The sequence below is a fragment of the Rheinheimera pacifica genome (genome assembly GCF_024809855.1).
Taxonomy (GTDB): domain Bacteria; phylum Pseudomonadota; class Gammaproteobacteria; order Enterobacterales; family Alteromonadaceae; genus Alishewanella; species Alishewanella pacifica_A.
In genome coordinates this window covers 263,372-282,332 of sequence record NZ_JANUEM010000004.1, presented here as the reverse complement: position 1 = coordinate 282,332, position 18,961 = coordinate 263,372, and the positions used below count along the sequence as shown (strand labels likewise).

General features: G+C 51.3%; 11 protein-coding genes. 9 read left to right on the top strand and 2 right to left on the bottom strand.

The window, feature by feature from the left end; translation table 11 throughout:
* Positions 1-19 precede the first annotated feature (19 nt).
* The 8 genes from M2404_RS08460 to M2404_RS08425 all read left to right on the top strand — a co-directional run bounded on the left by M2404_RS08460 (position 20) and on the right by M2404_RS08425 (position 16,327).
* A complete protein-coding gene (locus M2404_RS08460) occupies positions 20-5,842 on the top strand; it encodes an MG2 domain-containing protein (RefSeq protein WP_259239286.1) in 5,823 nt (1,940 codons plus the stop codon).
* 18 nt (positions 5,843-5,860) lie between these two features.
* Positions 5,861-8,194 (top strand): penicillin-binding protein 1C, encoded by a 2,334-nt coding sequence (gene pbpC, locus M2404_RS08455; RefSeq protein WP_259239284.1) that lies wholly within the window; start codon positions 5,861-5,863, stop codon positions 8,192-8,194.
* A 67-nt stretch (positions 8,195-8,261) separates the two neighbouring features.
* On the top strand, positions 8,262-9,407 hold the full coding sequence (gene rlmC, locus M2404_RS08450) for a 23S rRNA (uracil(747)-C(5))-methyltransferase RlmC (protein WP_259239283.1): 1,146 nt from the start codon (positions 8,262-8,264) through the stop codon (positions 9,405-9,407).
* A 66-nt stretch (positions 9,408-9,473) separates the two neighbouring features.
* Complete coding sequence (gene imuA, locus M2404_RS08445; protein WP_259239282.1) at positions 9,474-10,142, top strand: translesion DNA synthesis-associated protein ImuA; 669 nt, start codon at positions 9,474-9,476, stop codon at positions 10,140-10,142.
* Position 10,143: 1 nt separating this feature from the next.
* On the top strand, positions 10,144-11,541 hold the full coding sequence (locus tag M2404_RS08440) for a Y-family DNA polymerase (protein WP_259239281.1): 1,398 nt from the start codon (positions 10,144-10,146) through the stop codon (positions 11,539-11,541).
* 9 nt (positions 11,542-11,550) lie between these two features.
* Positions 11,551-14,640 carry an error-prone DNA polymerase gene (locus M2404_RS08435; protein WP_259239280.1) on the top strand — a complete coding sequence of 1,030 codons (3,090 nt, stop codon included), beginning with the start codon at positions 11,551-11,553 and terminating at the stop codon, positions 14,638-14,640.
* Positions 14,641-14,651: 11 nt separating this feature from the next.
* Positions 14,652-15,197 carry an isochorismatase family protein gene (locus M2404_RS08430; RefSeq protein ID WP_259239279.1) on the top strand — a complete coding sequence of 182 codons (546 nt, stop codon included), beginning with the start codon at positions 14,652-14,654 and terminating at the stop codon, positions 15,195-15,197.
* Positions 15,197-16,327, top strand: a complete 1,131-nt coding sequence (locus M2404_RS08425) for a dienelactone hydrolase family protein (RefSeq protein WP_259239278.1) — start codon at positions 15,197-15,199, stop codon at positions 16,325-16,327. Before M2404_RS08430 ends, M2404_RS08425 begins: the two co-directional genes overlap by 1 nt.
* Here the strand turns inward: M2404_RS08425 and M2404_RS08420 are convergent.
* Together M2404_RS08420 and M2404_RS08415 are read right to left on the bottom strand one after the other, a co-directional pair.
* Positions 16,300-17,082: a S1/P1 nuclease gene (locus tag M2404_RS08420; RefSeq protein WP_259239277.1), complete on the bottom strand. Its 783-nt coding sequence runs from the start codon at positions 17,080-17,082 to the stop codon at positions 16,300-16,302. The genes M2404_RS08425 and M2404_RS08420 overlap by 28 nt on opposite strands.
* Positions 17,083-17,098: 16 nt before the next feature.
* A complete protein-coding gene (locus M2404_RS08415) occupies positions 17,099-17,935 on the bottom strand; it encodes a 23S rRNA (adenine(2030)-N(6))-methyltransferase RlmJ (protein WP_259239276.1) in 837 nt (278 codons plus the stop codon).
* A 139-nt stretch (positions 17,936-18,074) separates the two neighbouring features.
* Between M2404_RS08415 and M2404_RS08410 the strand changes: the two genes are divergently transcribed.
* Entirely contained in the window at positions 18,075-18,947 is an 873-nt protein-coding gene (locus tag M2404_RS08410) for a tRNA/rRNA methyltransferase (RefSeq protein WP_259239275.1), read from the top strand.
* Positions 18,948-18,961: the final 14 nt, after the last annotated feature.

Here is an 18,961-nt window from a genome sequence, read left to right as displayed (position 1 = left end):
CCGTTAACAAGGACTGGTTATGCCTGCCTCAGCTTCATTTATGCGTAAAATTTTCGGCTCAGTAAACTGGATTGCTCCTGATTGGCTGCATCGGCTTTGCAGCTATGTAAAACAGCGTCCGGCCAGATTCTGGGGGGCTGTAGCGGCGGTATTGGTGCTTATTGGTGCCGCTGTTGCGGGTTATTACTATTATCAGCAACTACCCAAACCGCTGAAGGTAAAGGCAACAGTGCAAAGCCCGGCACTGGGACATTATCAGGACAACGTGGAGCAGCCTACTGCTGTGCGGTTGCAGTTTAACTATGATATGAGCGATCAGGCCGGGCGTATTGCTCCGGTGCCGCAGCTTTCTGCAGCAAAGCTGGATTTAATTGGCGAGGTACTAACCGAAGGCGTTAGCTTAACCCCGGCTATTGATGGTAAGTGGCTTTGGCTGGATGACAACACTTTAACTTTTACGCCACTGCAGGCTTGGCCAGCCGGGCAGCAGTACAAGATCACGCTGGACAAAAGTATTTTTGCCGCCGGTACTTTATTGGCAGAGCAACAATATCGTTTTGATACTGTGCCACTTACCGGCGCTATTAACCGCTTGCGCTTTTATCAACACCCCACTGAGCAAGCCACGCGGCAAATAGTCGCTACATTGAATTTCAGCCATCCGGTAGATATCGACAGCGTAAAAAGCCAGTTGTCGATGACCATGCGTCCTGATGGTGGCGATATTCGCAGTAAAGGCAAACCGCTTGATTTTACGCTTAGTGCCGATAAAAGCGGCCGTGAAATTTATCTGCAATCTGCAGCATTAACCCTGCCAGAGCGCGAACAATATTTAACTGTGTTGTTAAAAACAGGGGTAAAAGCACAAAACGGCAGTGGTAAAACCCGCGAGGAAAACAGCCAGCAGCTGTTAGTGCCGGATAAAACCAGCTTTTTAAAGGTAGAAGAGCTGCGCACTGATATTATTCGCACACCAGCGCAAGAACCAGAGCAAATGCTGCTGTTAAGTTTTACTGATCGTATCAGCCGCACCGAGCTGCAAAACAAACTAAAACTCTATGTATTGCCAAAGCACCCACAGCGTAACTCTAACTATTGGGCACCGGGCGAAGTAAGCAGCAGTGTATTACAGCAGGCCAGCCTGCACAGCTTTGAGCTGATGCCTACACCAGAGCAGCACGACAGTGCTTTTAGCATTAAGCTGGATGTACCACCAGGCCAAAGCTTGTTTGTTAGTGTGGCTAAAGGTTTGTTATCGGCCAGTGATTTTACCCTGGCCAGTGAGTATCGCGCCGTGGTGCAGGCGCCACAGTACCCGAAAGAAGCCAGAATAGTGGGTGAAGGTGCCATGTTAACGTTAAGTGGCGAGCAAACCCTGCAGTTGCTTAGCCGTGGTGTTAAGGGCGTGCGGGTAAAGTTGCATAAATTGCTACCGGGTGAGCTAAATCACTTTATCAGCCAGACTGGCGGCGACATCAGCCAGCCTTATTTTTACAACTACAACTTTGATGAAAGTAATATCAGCAGCAGCTACGAGAAAACCTTTACTCTGGCTAACAGCCATGCGAAACAGGCGAACTACCTGTCTTTAGCATTAAAACCCTACCTGGCTGAAGCGGGCATGGGAGTGTTTTTTATTCAGTTAACCGAGTTTGACCCAGCCCGGCCGAAAAGCGAAGGCCAGCAACTGGATAAACGGGTGGTGCTGGTAACCGATTTAGGCTTACTGGTAAAGCATAACAGCGATAGCAGCCAGCAGGTATTTGTCATGTCGGTGGCCGACGGCAAGCCGGTAGCCGGAGCTAAAGTTGAACTGCTTGGCAAAAATGGTGTAGCGGTGTTAAGTGGTACCACCAATGCCCAGGGCAGCGTAAACCTGAATAAAACCACCGGTTTTGTGCGTGAAAAACAACCGGTGGTGTACCTGGTTAGCCGTAGCAGTAATGGCGTAACGGATAGCAGCTTTATTCCGTATGACAGATACAGCCGTCAACTGGATTATTCTAAATTTAATACCAGTGGCCGTTATCAGGATGAAAACAGCGCCAAAGCCTTAAGTGCTTATATGTTCAGTGACAGAGGTATATACCGGCCAGGTGAACAAGTGCAACTGGCTGCGATTATCCGCCACAACGATTTATCATTGGCTGAGCAAAAGCTGCCGTTAAAAATACAGGTGCAGGGGCCGCGTGGCAGCACGTTCTGGCAGCAAAACTTCAGCTTAACCGGCCGGGGTATGCACACTTTTAGCCTGGATACCCAGCCGCACAGCGATACCGGTAATTATTATGCCAATATCAGCCTGCTGGATAGCAAAGGCAATACTGAACGGCACCTAGGTTCGGTTAGCTTTGTCGTGGAAGAGTTTCAGCCTGATACGCTGAAAATCAGCAGTAGTTTTAACCAGCAGGGCAAAGGCTGGTTGTCGCCGCAAAACTTAGTAGCACAGGTACAACTGGACAACCTGTTTGGCACCCCGGCACAGCAGCGCCGGGTAACTGCCAGATTTGAGCTGATCCCGGCCGGTTTTAGCTTTGATGCCTATAAAGATTATCGTTTTATTGCCCCGCAGGAGCAGCAGCTTAACAGCAACAGCATTCGGCAGAACCTGGATGAGCAGCAAACCGACGCCGATGGCAAAGCCAGTTTCACGCTGCCGCTTGAGCAATATAGCGGCGGTACTTACCGGCTGGTGTTAACCACCGAAGGCTTTGATGGCGGCGGGGGCAAGAGTGTACAAAACCGGCGTAGTGCGCTGGTGTCGCCATTAAATGAGCTGGTAGGAGTTAAAAGTGATGGCGAGCTTAGCTACCTGAAAAGGCAGCAAAGCCGTAGTTTGCAGTTTATTGCCATTAATAACAGCCTGGAGCAGATAGCACTGAATGAATTAACACTGAAACTGGTAGAAAAACGGCCGTTGTCGAGCTTGGTTAAACAAAACGATGGCACTTATCAGTATCAGAGCATAGTGCAGGAGCTAACACTAAATGAGGCCGCTTTCAGTATTGCCACACAGGGCACTGAATATCAGTTGCCAACCGACACCGCCGGTGATTTTGAACTACAGCTGTTAAAAGGTGAGCAACTGCTGGGGAAAGTGGCGTTTAGTGTAATAGGCGCCGGTAATATCAGCGCTATGCTGGAGAAAAACGCTGCGCTTAACGTACGGTTGGATAAAGCCGATTATAAAGCCGGTGAGCGTATTGAGCTGAATATCACTGCACCTTATACCGGCAGTGGCTTAATAAGCATTGAAAGCGATAAAGTGCATGCCTTTAGCTGGTTTACCGCCGACACCACCAGCAGTATTCAGCATATCGTGCTGCCAGAGGGCATTGAAGGTAATGCTTATATCAACGTTAGCTTTGTACGCGGTGCCGATTCAGATGCACTTTTTGTCAGCCCGCTAAGTTACGCCGTAGTGCCGTTTAATATTGACCGCAGCAAGCGTGAACTGGATATTAGCCTGGTAGCACCGCAAGAAGTGCGCCCCGGTAAAGCCTTTACGCTGGGCTATAAAACCGACCGTCCGGCCGACTTACTGCTATATGGCGTGGATCAGGGCATTTTACAGGTAGCGGCTTACGAATTACCCGACCCGTTATCGCATTACCTGCAAAAACGCGCACTGCAGGTGCGCAGCATGCAAATGCTCGATTTAATCCTGCCGGAATTTAGCGCGCTGAAACGCCAGTTAGCCGGAGTAGGTGGTGACAGCGCACGCCGTGCTATGGCCGCCGCTATGCTGGATAGCAACCTTAACCCCTTTGCCCGCAGGGCCGAGCAGCCGGGCGTATTCTGGCTGGGTGTGGTAAAAGCCGGTACCGAACTGGCCACCCAGCAGGTAACAGTACCGGCCAGCTTTAGCGGTAACTTAAAACTGATGGCAGTAGCGGTAAGCGATGAAGCACTGTCTGCTGTCAGCCAGGATTTACGTGTGCGTGGCCCCTTTGTATTAACGCCGGATGTGCTTACCAGTGCAGCGCCGGGCGATGAGTTTGATATCAGTGTATCGGTAGCCAATGGTGTTAAAGGCTCGGGCCCGGATGCCGCCATTAAAGTGCAGCTTACTTTGCCCGATAGCCTTATTGCTGTGGGTAAAACCGAGCAACTGCTTAGCATCAGCGAAAATAGTGAGCAAAGTGCACGTTTTCGTTTAAAAGCCGGTGACGCACCAGGCGAGGCCAGTTTAAGCTTTAGCGCGACCTATCAGCAGGGTGAACTGACCGAACAGGCCAGCCGCAGTATCAGCCTGAGCATTCGCCCGGCCAGCCATTACCACACCACGCTACAGGCTGGTTTTGCCGATAAAGGCCCGGTGACACTTAATACCCGTTATCCGCTGTATACCGAATTTGCCCGGCAGCATGTGGTTGCTTCAGCCAACCCGTTGGTGCTGGCAGAAAGCTTTACCGATTATCTGGCGCAATATCCGCACGGTTGTACTGAGCAGGTGGTGTCGCAGGTGTTCCCATGGGTGGGTTTAGTACAGCAACCGTCGTATCAGGCGCAGTGGCCTATGCTGAACGAAAAATTTGCCGTGCTGATACAAAAACTGGCTGAGCGCCAGCAAAGCGATGGCGGTTTTAGCTTCTGGCCCGGTGGCTACAGCAGTGCCGATTTCCCCAGTATTTATGTGATGCATTTTCTGCTGGTGGCGCGTGAACAAGGCCTGGCCGTGCCGGATTACCTATACAGGCAGGGGCTGGAGTATTTACGCACTGTAGCGCGGCAAAGTGGTGCTAATTTGTATCAGGCCCGGCTGCGTGCCAATGCAATTTATCTGCTAACCCGCAGCGGCGAAGTAACAACTAACTACTTGGTTGAATTACACGAGCGGCTGGAAAAACAACATAAGCAAGCCTGGCAGGCCGATATTACCGCTATTTATATTGCCGCCAGTTATCAGTTGCTGCAAAAGCCGGAGCTGGCGCGTGGTTTGTTGTCCGGTTACCGTTTAGGTAAAACCTCAGCACTGCAAAGCGGTTATCTGGCACGTATTACCACACCACTGCCGCCTTTTGCCAACCCGGCGTTTCAGTCGCAGCTAAGCCTGGACGCGCAGTATGTGTATTTATTGTCCAGCCATTTTGCCGAACAGGCCAAAGCGCTGGATGGTAAAGCCATTTTGCAGCTATTGCAGCCGGTGTTTAAGGGCGATTATAACACCATAGCCTCAGCCTATACGGTGCTGGCGTTGTCTGCCTATGGCCAGTTGCAAACAGAAGCGGCCGCTACGCCACCGCAGTTTTATCAGTTGGATGGCAAAGGTGCGCGCACCGTATTAACACCGGCCGATAACCAAAGCGCCATACCACGCGCCGCGTTTACCTCGGCAGCAGAGCAAATACTGATAGAGAGCAGTCAGCAGCTGTTTTATGCTTTAAGTGAAGCCGGTTTTGATAAAACCGCGCCAACGAAAGCCGTAGCGCAGCAGTTGGAGGTTGTGCGCGATTATCTTGACGCCGAAGGTAAAGTGGTTAGCAGCGCAAAACAAGGTGATGAGCTTACCGTGCGCCTGCGCCTGCGCAGTTTAACCGAAAGCTGGCACAACAATGTTGCAGTAGTGGATTTACTACCAGCAGGTTTTGCCGTGGTGCGCAGTTCAGTGCCACGCCAAAGTGGAGTATGGCGTGCTGATTATGTTGATATCCGTGAAGACCGTGTGGTGTATTACGCTGGTTTTGGCCCGCAAATGACTGAGTTACGCTACCAGGTTAAGGTAACCGCTGCCGGTGATTTTGTCTTGCCAACGGTGTCGGCACAGTCAATGTATGATTTATCGGTGTATGCCAGCACAGCAGCCGGGCGTTTCGTGGTAACCGCAGCGGCTGCAAATTAACACTTTGCCGGAGCTGTAGTGCAACACGGAATATTAAAAAAACGGGCAGGCAGGGTGCTGGCATTGGCTGCGGTTATATTGCTGCTACCGTTACTGGCGCTGCTGTTATCACCCAAACCGGCACTTTATGGCCGCTATTTGCAAAGCAGTGCTTATTTTGCTGCCGGTGGCGAGTTGCTCAGCTTGCGGCTGGCGGCCGATCAGCGTTACCGGTTGCGGCTGCCACTGGCCGATATTGCCCCGGCGCTACAGCAAGCCACTTTGTTGTATGAAGACCGGCAGTTTTATCACCATTTCGGCGTTGATATCAGTGCCGTTGGCCGGGCGTTCTGGCAAAGTGTGGTAAAAGGTGGCCGGCGTCAGGGCGCATCAACCATAAGTATGCAGCTGGCGCGGCTGCGCTTTGAAATTAATACCAGCAGCCTGAGCGGTAAACTGCAGCAACTGGTATATGCGCTTTATCTGGAGCGGCATTTTAGCAAACACGAGATTTTAGAAGCCTACTTTAACTACGCGCCTTATGGCGGCAACATTGAAGGTGTCGCCGCCGCCAGCTTGATTTACTTTGGTAAAGAAGCGCAGCGGCTAACTGTGGCCGAAGCGTTAGCACTTAGCGTGATCCCACAAAACCCGAACCAGCGCAGCCCGCTAAGTACAAAAGGCGAGCAGCAATTAGAACTGGCGCGCCAGCGTTTGGCTGCACTGTGGCTGCAGTATTATCCTGCCACTGAGCCAGGTGAAGCGCAGCGTTTAAGTTTACCGCTGACGTTTTATCAGCGTGCCGATTTAGCCTATGCTGCGCCGCATTTTATTAATCAGTTGCAGGCGCAGGGGCAAATAGAAGGCCGTTTTTATACCAGCTTGCAGTACACTGTTCAGCAACGTATGCAGCGAGGTGTTACAGCCTATTTACGCCGTAATGCTGACAAAGGCTTTAACAATGCCAGTGTATTGCTGGTAAAACGTAGCACTATGCAGGTACAGGCCTGGATTGGCTCAGCCGATTTTTATAATGCAGCGATCTCCGGTCAGGTTGATGGTGTAACGGCGCTGCGTTCACCGGGTTCAGCACTCAAGCCGTTTGTTTATGCGCTGGCGCTGCAACAGGGCGTTATTCATCCGCAAAGCCTGCTAACCGATTTACCGCGCCGTTATGGCAGTTTTAACCCGGAAAACTTCGACCGCCAGTTTGTCGGCCCGGTTAATGCCACTGAAGCGTTGATTAACAGCCGTAATGTTCCGGCCGTGCAGTTACAGGCCAGTTTAACCAAACCGGATTTTTATCACTGGCTAAAGCAGGCGCAGGTGCCGTTAACTTACAACGCTGAGCATTACGGCCTGGCACTGGTGCTGGGCGGCATGGAGCTGAGCATGCAGCAGTTGGTGCAGTTGTATGCCATGCTGGGTAATGGCGGTAACTGGCAGGCACTGCAGTGGCAGGCTGAGCCTGCCGCGGCGGCACCCCAACCGTTGTTAAGCCCCGAAGCAGCGTTTTTAACACTGGATATGCTGCGCCAGCATGCCAAACCGCAGGTCGGCTTACTTAGCGAGCTGACTGACAGTACCCCCGTAGCCTGGAAAACCGGTACCTCTTATGCATTCCGGGATGCCTGGTCTGTTGCACTTAGTGGTGATTATGTACTGGCAGTGTGGCTGGGTAACTTTGATGGTAGCAGTAACCCTAATCTGATTGGCCGCACAGCAGCCGGCCCGTTGTTATTTGAGCTGCTGGCAATGCTACTGCGCGATAAACAAGCGGAGCAAAGCCTGTTTAGCGCAGGCAATAAGCTAAATCTGAAGCAGGTTGCGCTATGTAGCCGTAGTGGTGAACTGCCCAATAAATACTGCCCGCAAACCCGGCCCGGTTGGTTTATTCCCGGCGTGTCGCCGATTAAAGTGTCTGATGTGCACCGTGCTGTACCGGTGTATGCCGATACCGGGCTGCGTGCTTGTAACCACCAGCCACCTCAAACTGAGCTGAAAGTATTTGAATTCTGGCCATCAGATATTGCCCGTGCCTATCAGCTCTCGGGTATCGTATTAACACCACCGCCGGCTTATCAGCACGCCTGCATTGATCAGCCTCAGTCATCACAGCAGGCACCACAAATCCGCTCACCGCAGCAAGCCTTAACATATCAGTTGGGTAAAAATGCAGAGCAGCAAAAAATTGCTCTGCAAGCCAGCTTTGATGGGGCTGTAACCACAGCACACTGGTTTATTGACAGCCGTTATCTGGGCTCGGTAAAGCCGGGTGAAACGTTATTCTGGCAAGGTGAGACCGGCGAGTTTCAATTACGGGTGGTGGATGATTTGGGCGGCGTGGCCAGCCTGCGCTTACGGGTACAGTAGCCGGTGGGTGCGCATAGTTGCGGTCTGCGCTAGAATAGCGCCGATTTTTAACTGCCGCGGATAACCTATGCACTGTGTTCATTTTGCCGCTAAGCGCTGTCAGTCCTGCCAGTGGCTGGATAAACCCTATCCGGCACAGCTGCTGCTTAAACAACAGCAGTTAGCCGCCTTACTGGCAGAGTTTCAGCCGGCACAGCTGCTGGAACCTGTGGCATCGGCTGAGCAGGGCTTTCGTTATAAAGCCAAAATGGTGGCGCTGGGTACGACAGAGCAGCCAGTTCTGGGCATTGTTAATGCTCAGGGTGAAGCGGTTGATTTAGCCGATTGCCCGCTTTATCCGCCGGCGTTTACGCCAGCCTTTGCGCTGTGTAAAGCCTTTATTCAACGGGCGAACTTAACCCCTTACGATATTGCTGCCCGCCGTGGTGAGCTGAAATTTATTCTGCTTAGTCAAAGCCTGCACAGTGGCCGTTTTATGCTGCGCTTTGTACTGCGCTCAAAAAACTGTCTGGCGTCTATTCAGAAACATCTTCCCTGGTTATTGGCGCAGTGGCCACAGCTTGAAGTGTGTTCGGTAAACCTGCAGCCCAAGCCTGCGGCACTGCTGGAGGGGGAGGAAGAAATTATCCTGACTGAGCAAACCTTGTTGGCCGAGAAGTTAAACCAGGTGCCGCTGTATTTAACCCCGCAAAGCTTTTTTCAAACCCAGCCGGTTATGGCGGCGGCACTTTACCAGACAGCCGCAGACTGGGCGGCACAGTTGCAACAGCAGCAAGGGGCTTTTACACGTATCTGGGATTTGTTCTGTGGTGTGGGTGGATTTGGCCTGCATGTTGTGACACCAGCGCAACAGCTAAACGGGATTGAAATAGCAGAAAAAGCCATTGCCAGTGCACAGCGTTCTGCCGGTGAAATGGGGTTAACTCAGGTGCAGTTTCAGGCGCTGGATTCCGCAGCTTTTGCAAAAGCTGCGGCACAGGCGCCGGATTTGCTGGTGGTTAACCCGCCCCGGCGTGGTTTGGGCAAAACGCTATGCCAGGATATACAACGCTTAGCGCCGCGCTGGCTGATTTATTCCAGTTGCAATGCCCAAACGCTGGCGCAGGATCTTATGGCATTGCCAGACTACAAGCTTTTGAAAGTACAGCTGTTTGATATGTTTGCCCACAGCAGTCACTATGAGGTATTAACGCTGTTGCAAAGGCAGGAATAAAGCCCGGGGTTGCATCACGCTTAACTCAGTATATACTGTTTATGTGTACAGTATTTTGAGTTGTGTATGTCAGCGTTATTAGAGCAACTAACCCGCCGCCAGTTACTGTGGCATGCTAATAGCCAGCATACCGCTTACCAGGCAGTGCCATCTGGTTATGCTGAGTTAGATCAGCAATTAGCTGGTGGTTTTCCTGCCACTGGCTTAATTGATATTCAAACCGACACCGGCATTGGTGAGCTGCGTTTGCTGTTGCCGTATTTGCAGCAACAACAAAGCGGTGGCCGCTTATTAGTGTTTCTTTCTCCTTTGGCAGAGCCCTGTGCCGATATGCTTTGTGCTGCCGGTATAGTGTTGTCGCAGTTAGTTATTATTACGCCCAAAACCGGTAAAGATGCGCTGTGGGCGGCAGAGCAGTGCCTGCAAAGCGGTTGCTGTGCTTCGGTATTGTTGTGGCAGGTACCGTTGAAGCAGGCGCAGGCCAGGCGGCTGCAACTGGCTGCCGAACAGGGTGCTGCCAGCCTGATTTTACTGCGCCGTCCACAACAGGGCTTAAGTTTACCGGTAAATTTAAGTATTAAACTGCAGGCGCATCGGCAGGGGGTGTTGCTAAGTGTGCAAAAACGCAAAGGTGGCTGGCCTGCTGCGCCTTTTCTGGTAGATATGCAAAACCGCTGGCCCGGCTTGTGTTTTAGCACTGAGCAACACTGGCAGGCCCGGCGTAAGGCCAGCTAAGATGGCGCTATATCTGTACTTACAGTTTCCGGCACTGCAGCCCGACAGCCTGGGTTGCACGGCAGCGCAGCAGCTGCCGGTGGCGGTGGTGAATGAGCAACACTGTATTGTGCAGCTTAACACTGTGGCTGAGCAGCAAGGCATTGCGCTGAATATGGCGTTGGGTACCGCTGCTGCGCTGTGTCATAACCTGCAGCTGTTGCCGTATCAGACGCAGTTGCAGCTGAACATTTTACAAAGTGTGGCCCGGCAGTTATATCAGGTAACGGCTGATATCGCGCTGGACCCGCCCGATGGCTTGTATATCCGGCTGTGCAATATGTTGCAGTTGTATCAGGGGCTGGCCGGTTACTGGCAGGCTCTGAAGCACGAGCTACAGCTATTACCTTACCGCTATTATTATGCCTGCGGCACCAGCCCTTTTGCTGCCAAATGCCTGGCCCGGCAACAGTTAAATTTACTGAGCGGGGAGCCTGATGTACTTGCCAGCGCTCTAAATCACAGCCCGCTGCGTTTTACTGAGCTTGATACTGACAGCCAACAGCAGTTGCAGCGTTTAGGTATTAACACACTTGGGCAGTTGCTGGCATTATCGCAGGCTGAGCTGGCCCGGCGTTTTGACAGCAGTTTACTTAGCTATCTGGGGCGTTTACGCGGTAGCTTTTATCATGCCCTGCACTATATCAAGCCAGAGCACAGCTTTAGCCGCTATGTTGAGCTGCTGTACGACATTACAGATACTGCGGTACTCAGCATGCCGCTGCATAGCCTGCTGCTGCAACTGGAGCAGCAACTGCAGCGGATAAATGCGGCCTGCCATCAATTGCAACTGGGTTTGTTGTTTCGTGGTATGCCGGCATACCAGTTAAGTATTGGCTCGGCACAGGGCGAGTATCGCGCGGCTAACTGGTTAAAGTTGTGTCAGCTACAACTGGAGAAACTGAAACTAACCGAACCGGTGTCTGGCCTGCAACTGGAAGTTACCGCTTTTGTGCTGCAACAAAGCCAGAGTGATGATCTGTTTCAGCCAGCGCCAAGCGCGGTATCAGCATTACAGCTGGTTTCACTGCTACAGGCCCGCTTAGGTTATCACTCGGTCAGTGGCCTGATATTACAAAACCAGCACCTGCCAGAGCATGCCAGCCAGCGGCCCTTACCCTTGCTGGCCGGTAAAGCCGCAGTGGCAGCCTTAGCGCTTCGGCCGGCATTTTTGCTGGCAAAACCAGAGCGGTTAACCGAAGCAGTAGAAATAAACCACGGCCCGGAGCGGTTATGCCCAAACGGCTGGGTGCTGGAAGCCCAGCGCGATTATTTTATTGGTCGTAACAGCAAAGGGCAGTGGTTGTGGCTATATCGCACGGCACAGCAGCAGTGGTTTGTGCAGGGTATTTTCAGCTGACGGTTTGCCATGAATTACGCTGAACTGTTTTGCCAAAGCCACTTTAGTTTTTTGCACGGTGCTTCCAGCCCGGAAGAGTTGGTGGCGCAGGCCGCAGCGCTGGGTTATGACGCATTGGCCCTGACGGATGAATGCTCGGTGGCCGGTATAGTGCGGGCTTACCGGCAAATTAACGAGCAAGCGCTAAATATTAAGCTGATTATTGGCAGTTACTTTCAGTTGGATAAGCTGGAGCTGGTATTACTGTGCCCGGATAAAGCCGCTTACGCCGAACTGTGCCGCATTATTACCAATGCGCGGCGGCGCAGTAATAAAGGTGAATATTGCCTGACCGAGTGGGACTTAATGTCGCTAAAGCATTGTCTGCTGTTGTGGCTACCGGCCGGTGATAACGAGAGCGATACGCATTGGGCTAACTGGCTGCAAAAATATCACAGCGACAGGTTATGGCTGGCTATGCGCCGACAGCTTAGCCATAACGAGGCGACCTTTACAGATTATTGCCTGCAACTAGCGCAGCAATATCAGCTTAATACGGTGTGTTGTGGCGCTGTGTTAATGCATGTGCCACAGCGGTTGGCGCTGCAGCACTGTGTTAGCGCTATTAAAGCCGGTAAACCTATAACAGAGCTGGGGCGGCAGTTATTAAGCAACGCCGAGCGTGCGCTGCGGCCACTTAGTAAGCTGGAAAAGCTTTTTAGTAGAGGGTTATTGCAACAAAGCTGTGTTATTGCTGCACGCTGCACTTTTTCACTGGATGAGCTGAAGTACCAGTATCCCAGCGAGCTGGTGCCGGAAGGCGAAACAGCAAGCAGTTATTTGCAGCGGTTGGTAGTGCAGGGCACTAAGCTACGCTTTCCTGCCGGGGTGCCCAAACGGGTGCAGGCCATTATTGATAAAGAAATGGCACTGATCAGCGAGTTTAATTATGAATACTTTTTTCTCACCATTTACGATCTGGTGCAGTTTGCCAAAAGTAAGGCCATTTTATATCAGGGTCGTGGCTCGGCGGCTAACTCTGTCGTGTGTTATTGTCTGGAAATTACTGCCGTTGACCCGGATAAAATTCAGGTATTGTTTGAACGCTTTTTATCACGCGAACGCAAAGAGCCGCCCGATATAGACGTTGATTTTGAACACGAGCGGCGCGAAGAAGTGATCCAGTATTTATATCAGAAATACGGCCGTGAACGTGCAGCACTGGCTGCCACCGTAATTAGCTACCGCTTTAAAAGTGCGCTGCGTGATGTGGGTAAAGCGCTGGGGTTGCCGCTGAGCCAGCTGGATTTTTTGATAAAAAATATTCAGCGGCGTGACCCAAACTTAAGCTGGCAGCAACAGTTATCTGCACTGGGGCTGGATAACAACAGCCAAACCACGCAGCAGCTAGTTACTATGGTAGAGCAACTGCGCGGTTTTCCGCGGCACTTATCACAGCATGTCGGTGGCTTTGTTATCTCCCAGGGGCCTTTGTACGAACTGGTGCCGGTAGAAAACGCTGCCATGGCCGACAGAACGGTGATCCAGTGGGATAAAGATGATCTGGAAACGCTGGAGCTGTTAAAAGTAGATGTACTGGCATTGGGTATGTTAACGGCAATTCGTAAGTGTTTTGCACTGTTAAAACAGCATGCACAGCAAGACTTAAGCATTGCCGGTATCAGCGCTCAGGGCGATGATGTTGCGGTGTACCAGATGATCCAGAAAGCCGATACTATCGGGTTGTTTCAGATTGAATCGCGTGCCCAGATGAGCATGCTGCCACGGTTACGTCCGGCGTGTTATTACGATTTGGTGGTGCAAATTGCCATAGTACGGCCCGGGCCCATCCAGGGTGATATGGTGCACCCGTATTTAAAACGCCGCCACGGTGAAGAAGCTGTCGAATACCCATCGGCTGAAGTACAAAGCGTATTAAGCCGCACTTTGGGCGTGCCGATTTTTCAGGAACAGGTGATCCAACTGGCAATGGTAGCTGCCGGTTTTACCGGTGGTGAGGCCGATCAGCTACGCCGGGCCATGGCCAGCTGGAAAAAAACCGGCGAGTTGCTGCAGTTTAAACATAAGTTGATAGACGGCATGCGAAGCCGCGGTTACGCCCATGAATATGCTGAGCGCATTTATCAGCAAATTTGTGGTTTTGGTGAATATGGTTTTCCTGAGTCACATTCCGCCAGCTTTGCCGTACTGGCCTATGTGTCGGCGTGGTTGAAATATTATTATCCGGCGGCGTTTTGTACGGCTTTGCTTAACAGTTACCCTATGGGGTTTTATACGCCGTCACAACTGCTGCAGGATGCTCGCCGCCATGGTGTTACCGTATTGCCAGTATGTGTAAACCAATCACAGTGGGATTACAGCCTGGAACAGCAAGGTAAAGCAATACGGCTGGGGCTGCGTCAGGTAAAAGGTTTTAGTAAAGCGGCAGCACAGTTGCTGTTAGCGCTGCGCCCGGTTGGCGGGTTTCGGGATTTAGCCCGGTTGCGCCAAACCGGGCTTAGTCATAGTAGCTTGCAGGCGTTGGCCAGTGCTAATGCGCTAAGCAGTATCAGCGGTGATCGTTATAACAGCCGCTGGCAACTGATGGATAATCAGCATAGCCTGCCACTGTTTAATGCCTATACCGCAGAGCCAGCGCAGCAGATTGCCGAGGCTGAGCCCGCCTATTTAGCTGCACCCGGGCCGGTAGCTGAAGTACTGGAAGATTATGCCGCTACCGGCCTGACACTGGCCGTACACCCTATAGCATTATTGCGCCAGGCCAATAAGTTACCCCGCAGCGTACCGGTAGCAGAGCTGAGTGGGGTAAGGCACAACAGCCCGGTAAGGGTTAGCGGCCTGGTTACGTTACGCCAGCGGCCGGGTACGGCTGCCGGGGTCACTTTTATGTCACTTGAAGACGAAACCGGCACTGCCAACGTGCTGATATGGCTGGCTACTGCACAGGCGCAGCAGAAAACCTTTTTAACAGCGCATATTCTGCAGGTAGATGGTATTTTACAGCGTGAAGGTGAAGTAACGCATATTATCGCCGGTAAGCTGGTTGACTTATCCGCGCTTTTGGCCGAACTTAGTTTGTCCTCACGCGATTTTCATTAACAGGAACTGCTATGTTACTGCAAGCCTCCCAAAGCCTGGTGTTATTGATTGATATGCAGCAAAAGCTGGCACCAGCCATTTTTGAACATAAAGAAGTTGAGCAAGCAGCGGCCTGGGTTTTACAGGTAGCATTGCAACTGGAAGTACCGGTATGGGCAACCGAGCAATATCCACAGGGTATTGGCGCCACACTACCGGCGCTGGCAGAGCTGATCCCTGAGGCTCAGGTGCTGCAAAAAATGCACTTTAGTGCGCTAAAAGAGCCGCATATTGCCAGCAGCCTGGCTTGTACTGAGCGCAAGCAAATAGTGGTATTGGGCACCGAAGCGCATGTTTGTGTGCTGCAATCGGTTATGGATTTACTGGCACTGGGCTATCAGGTATTTGTGGTAGTTGAGGCTGTAGGCTCGCGTACCGAACAAAACAAACAGCTGGCGCTTAACCGCATGCAGCAAGCCGGAGCCCAGGTTATCAGCAAAGAAATGCTGGCATTTGAATGGTTGGAGCGCTGCGGTACCGATACGTTCAGGCAGATAAGCAAAGGCTGGATCCGTTAATGCGTTATTGTCTGTTACTGTTACTTTGTGCTTTGCCACTGCATGCCAACAACCTGATTGATCAACAACTACCGGATTTTTATCAGCAACTGATACCACAACAACATTATCCGCTAAGCTGGCAACCGAAGCACTTTAACGATATTCAGCAGTGGCGTACTAAGGGCCGTGCTGCGCTGCGTGAGGCATTGCTATGGCCGGATGAACCGGTTGATTTTGCTGCAAAATTACTTAAAGCCGAAGCACGCGACGGCTACAGCGCACAGCTGTGGTCAGTGCAGCTAACTAAACAAAGCCGGGTGCAACTTATGCTATTGCAGCCCGATAATACCGCACCGGCTCCGGCAGTATTACTACTGCACGATCACGGTGCCCGTTTTGATATTGGTAAAGAAAAATGGATACAGCCGTTTGCAACCGACGTGCGTTTGCCATCGGCACAGCAGTGGGCCGATAAATATTTCAGCACTAACTTTATTGGCGATGCGCTGGCGAAACAAGGCTATCTGGTGCTGGCGGCTGACACCTTTGGCTGGAGTGATCGCGGCCCAATTGAATATGATGCCCAGCAGGCAGTGGCCGGCAATATGTTTATGTTTGGCCGCTCACTGGCCGGTATGGCAGCTTATGAAGACTTACAACTGGTAGAGTATTTAAAACAGCTGCCACAGGCTGACAGTAGCCGGTTGGCCGTATTGGGCTTTTCGATGGGGGCTTTTCGTGCCTGGCAGTTAGCGGCGCTGACTGACGATATCAAAGCCGGTGTAGCCGTGGCCTGGCTAAATAGCTACCAGCATTTACTTATGCCCGGCAATAACATTCTTAAAGGCCAGTCGGCCTTTTATATGCTGCATCCGGGGTTAGCGGCAAAACTGGATATTCCTGATATTGCCGCATTGGCAGCGCCCAAAGCCATGCTGTTTATTAATGGTGGTAAAGATAACTTAATGCCGCAGGCTGGGGTTGAGCAGGCATATCAGCAACTGGCAACGGTGTGGCAGGCACATGGTGCGCCAGACAAGTTAACCACCATGCTGTATCCGCAATACGGCCATGAGTTTAATGCAGAGCAACAACAACAGGTATTTAGCTGGTTAGCGACTCAGTTAGCTCTGCCAGCCAGCGACTGATCCAGCCACAACGCCAGGCGCACAGCGGCTTGCAGCAGACGCTGCTCCAATGTGTCAAGATAGCGCTGCATATAGCTGTCATCCAGTAACATACCAGGCCGATAGTGCAGATAAATGTCGAGAGTAAGGCTGGCAGACTCATTGGCCCAACTGAGCACATCACCTTGTTGCCAGCTTAGCCGCTGCTCAGCGTTTAGACGGTTAAATAACTTAGCTGCTTTAGTGTAGTCAGTTTCATAACCAGCTTGTTTTAGCAGGGCAAAATCCCATACACCGTGCAGGTTATTTGGCAAGCCGTAAAAATACACCGCCGTGCGATTGCCGCCCAGATCGTCTTCGAAACTCACATGCAGTGGCTGGTGTAAATCGCCGATATGATGGGCTAAAAACAGTAGGGCTTGCCAGTCGGTGTTATTTTGCACCAAACGCTGTTGCATATCATTGATGGCAGATAAAATGCAGCCTTGCTCGGGGCAATGCGCCATGTTAACCGCAGTTTCGCCACGGCGCATATTGACATAATGATGCGATGAACTCCAGGCAAACTCCGGCTGCAAGCGGATATCATCGGCCCATGAACAGGCCGGGCCAAAACCGGAGTAGGGCGTGTGTTTTAACAGGCTATCAATTTGCAAACGGGTATCTTCACTTGCCAGCTGATATGCCATATCACAAATTAGCAGATGGCCGGTTTTGCTAAACGCCTGCCCAGGCAGGCTGATTATTAGCAGCAGGGCAGCAAGTAATACACGCATAGCTCACTCCATAGTGTTATTCCGGGACTAACTGATGCACCTGAAATTCCCCCGCAGCACTTAGCAGCGGGTTTAGCTCGGCTAATGCCTGCTGTATATCTTTAGCCAACGTATAGGGTGGGTTAATTACCAGCATACCGCTGCCGGTCATACCAAAGCCAGCTTTATCAGGTTGTGGGCAATATTCAATGCGTAGCTGATCTTTAATACCTGTAGCCGCAATAGCGCTGATAAAGGCCTCTACTGCAGCACGTTCGATAACCGGATACCAAATGGCATAAGTGGCTTGTGGAAAACGCTGATAAGCACTTTGTAAGCCTGTTACTACATCCTGATATTCAGTTTTCAGCTCGTAGGGGGGGTCTATTAAAACCAGGCCGCGCTTATGCAACGGCGGCAGCATGGCCTTAAAACCGGCCCAGGCATCCATATGCTCTATCCGGCTGTAGCGGCGCCGTGCAAACTGGCTGGCTAAAATAGGGTAGTCAGTTGGGTGCAACTCAGTAGCCTGAATGCTATCACCACTGCGCAGCAGCATAGCCGCAATTTTCGGCGAGCCAGGATAAAATGCCAGCTCGCCATTTGGGTTTAACTGCTTTATCAGCGCAATATAATGTGCCAAAGCCGGGCTTTTTGCCTGATACTGCCACAGTTTACCAATACCACCTTCGTATTCGCCGGTTTTCTGCGCTTGCTCGGCCAATAAGCTATATAAGCCAGCACCGGCATGGCTGTCGTGGTAGCAAAAGGGTTTATCTTTTTGCAGCAGGTAGTCAACAATGGCCACCTGTACCAGATGTTTAACTACATCGGCATGATTACCGGCATGATAACTGTGGCGATAACTAAGCATAAACAAGGCCCGTAGCGGCAAATCTAAAGGCCGCCAGCATACTGCGCATTAAGAAAAATACAAGTATTGTTGCCGTGCAACTGGTAAAATCCACCGTATTATTGATTCTCACCGCTGTGCGGTGCCAGCAGGATGTTTTATGTCACAACACAAGCCAAAAAACGGCAAAGCCGCTAATCCGTTACATAAACCGTGGACTAAAACCGATAAGGCTGCTGCAAATAAACCCAACCGCAATACGACAACAGCAAAACCGCAGGCAGCGAAAGCGGTTAAATCAGTGCATGAAGACGAGATCAAGGTGTATAGCCAAAACGCTTGCCGTGTATTGTTTCAACAGCGACCTGATTCTGTTATCCGGCTTTACGTGTCGGATAAAATAGCGCCAAAGTTTGCTGATGTAATGAAGTATTTAGCTGCAACTAAAAAAGCCTATCACATAGTAGACGAAGCGGAATTGGAGAAGGTTTCTGCCAGTACACATCATGGTGGGGTGGTGATGCTGGTAAAACGCAAACCTGTTCAGTCGCTGGCTAATTATCTGCAACAAAAAGGGCGTAAGAAAGATTGTTTACTTGCTTTAGATAGTGTCTCAAATGCCCACAATTTAGGCGCGATAACGCGCAGCTGCGCGCACTTTGGCGTGGGTGGCATTATTATGAAACAGCCTGAGCTGCTGCAGTCGGGGGCAGCGTTACGCACTGCAGAAGGCGGCGGTGAGTTTGTTGATGGCTTAAGTTGTGACAACCTGCCACTGGCATTACAGCTGTGTAAAGAAGCTGGCTATACGCTTATTACCACTTCCAGCCACGGCGGCACCTCGCTGTATCAAAGTGAGCTTCCGGCTAAGGTAGTAATTGTATTTGGCGAAGAGATGTTTGGTGTGTCAAAAAACGTCGCCAAAGGTGCCGATATCGCGTTGCAAATACCGGGCTCAGGCAAAGTGGAATCGCTGAATGTTAGCGTAGCGGCAAGCCTGATCTTAGGCGAATGGTACCGCCAGCAGCTTTAGTGGTCAAAACGTTA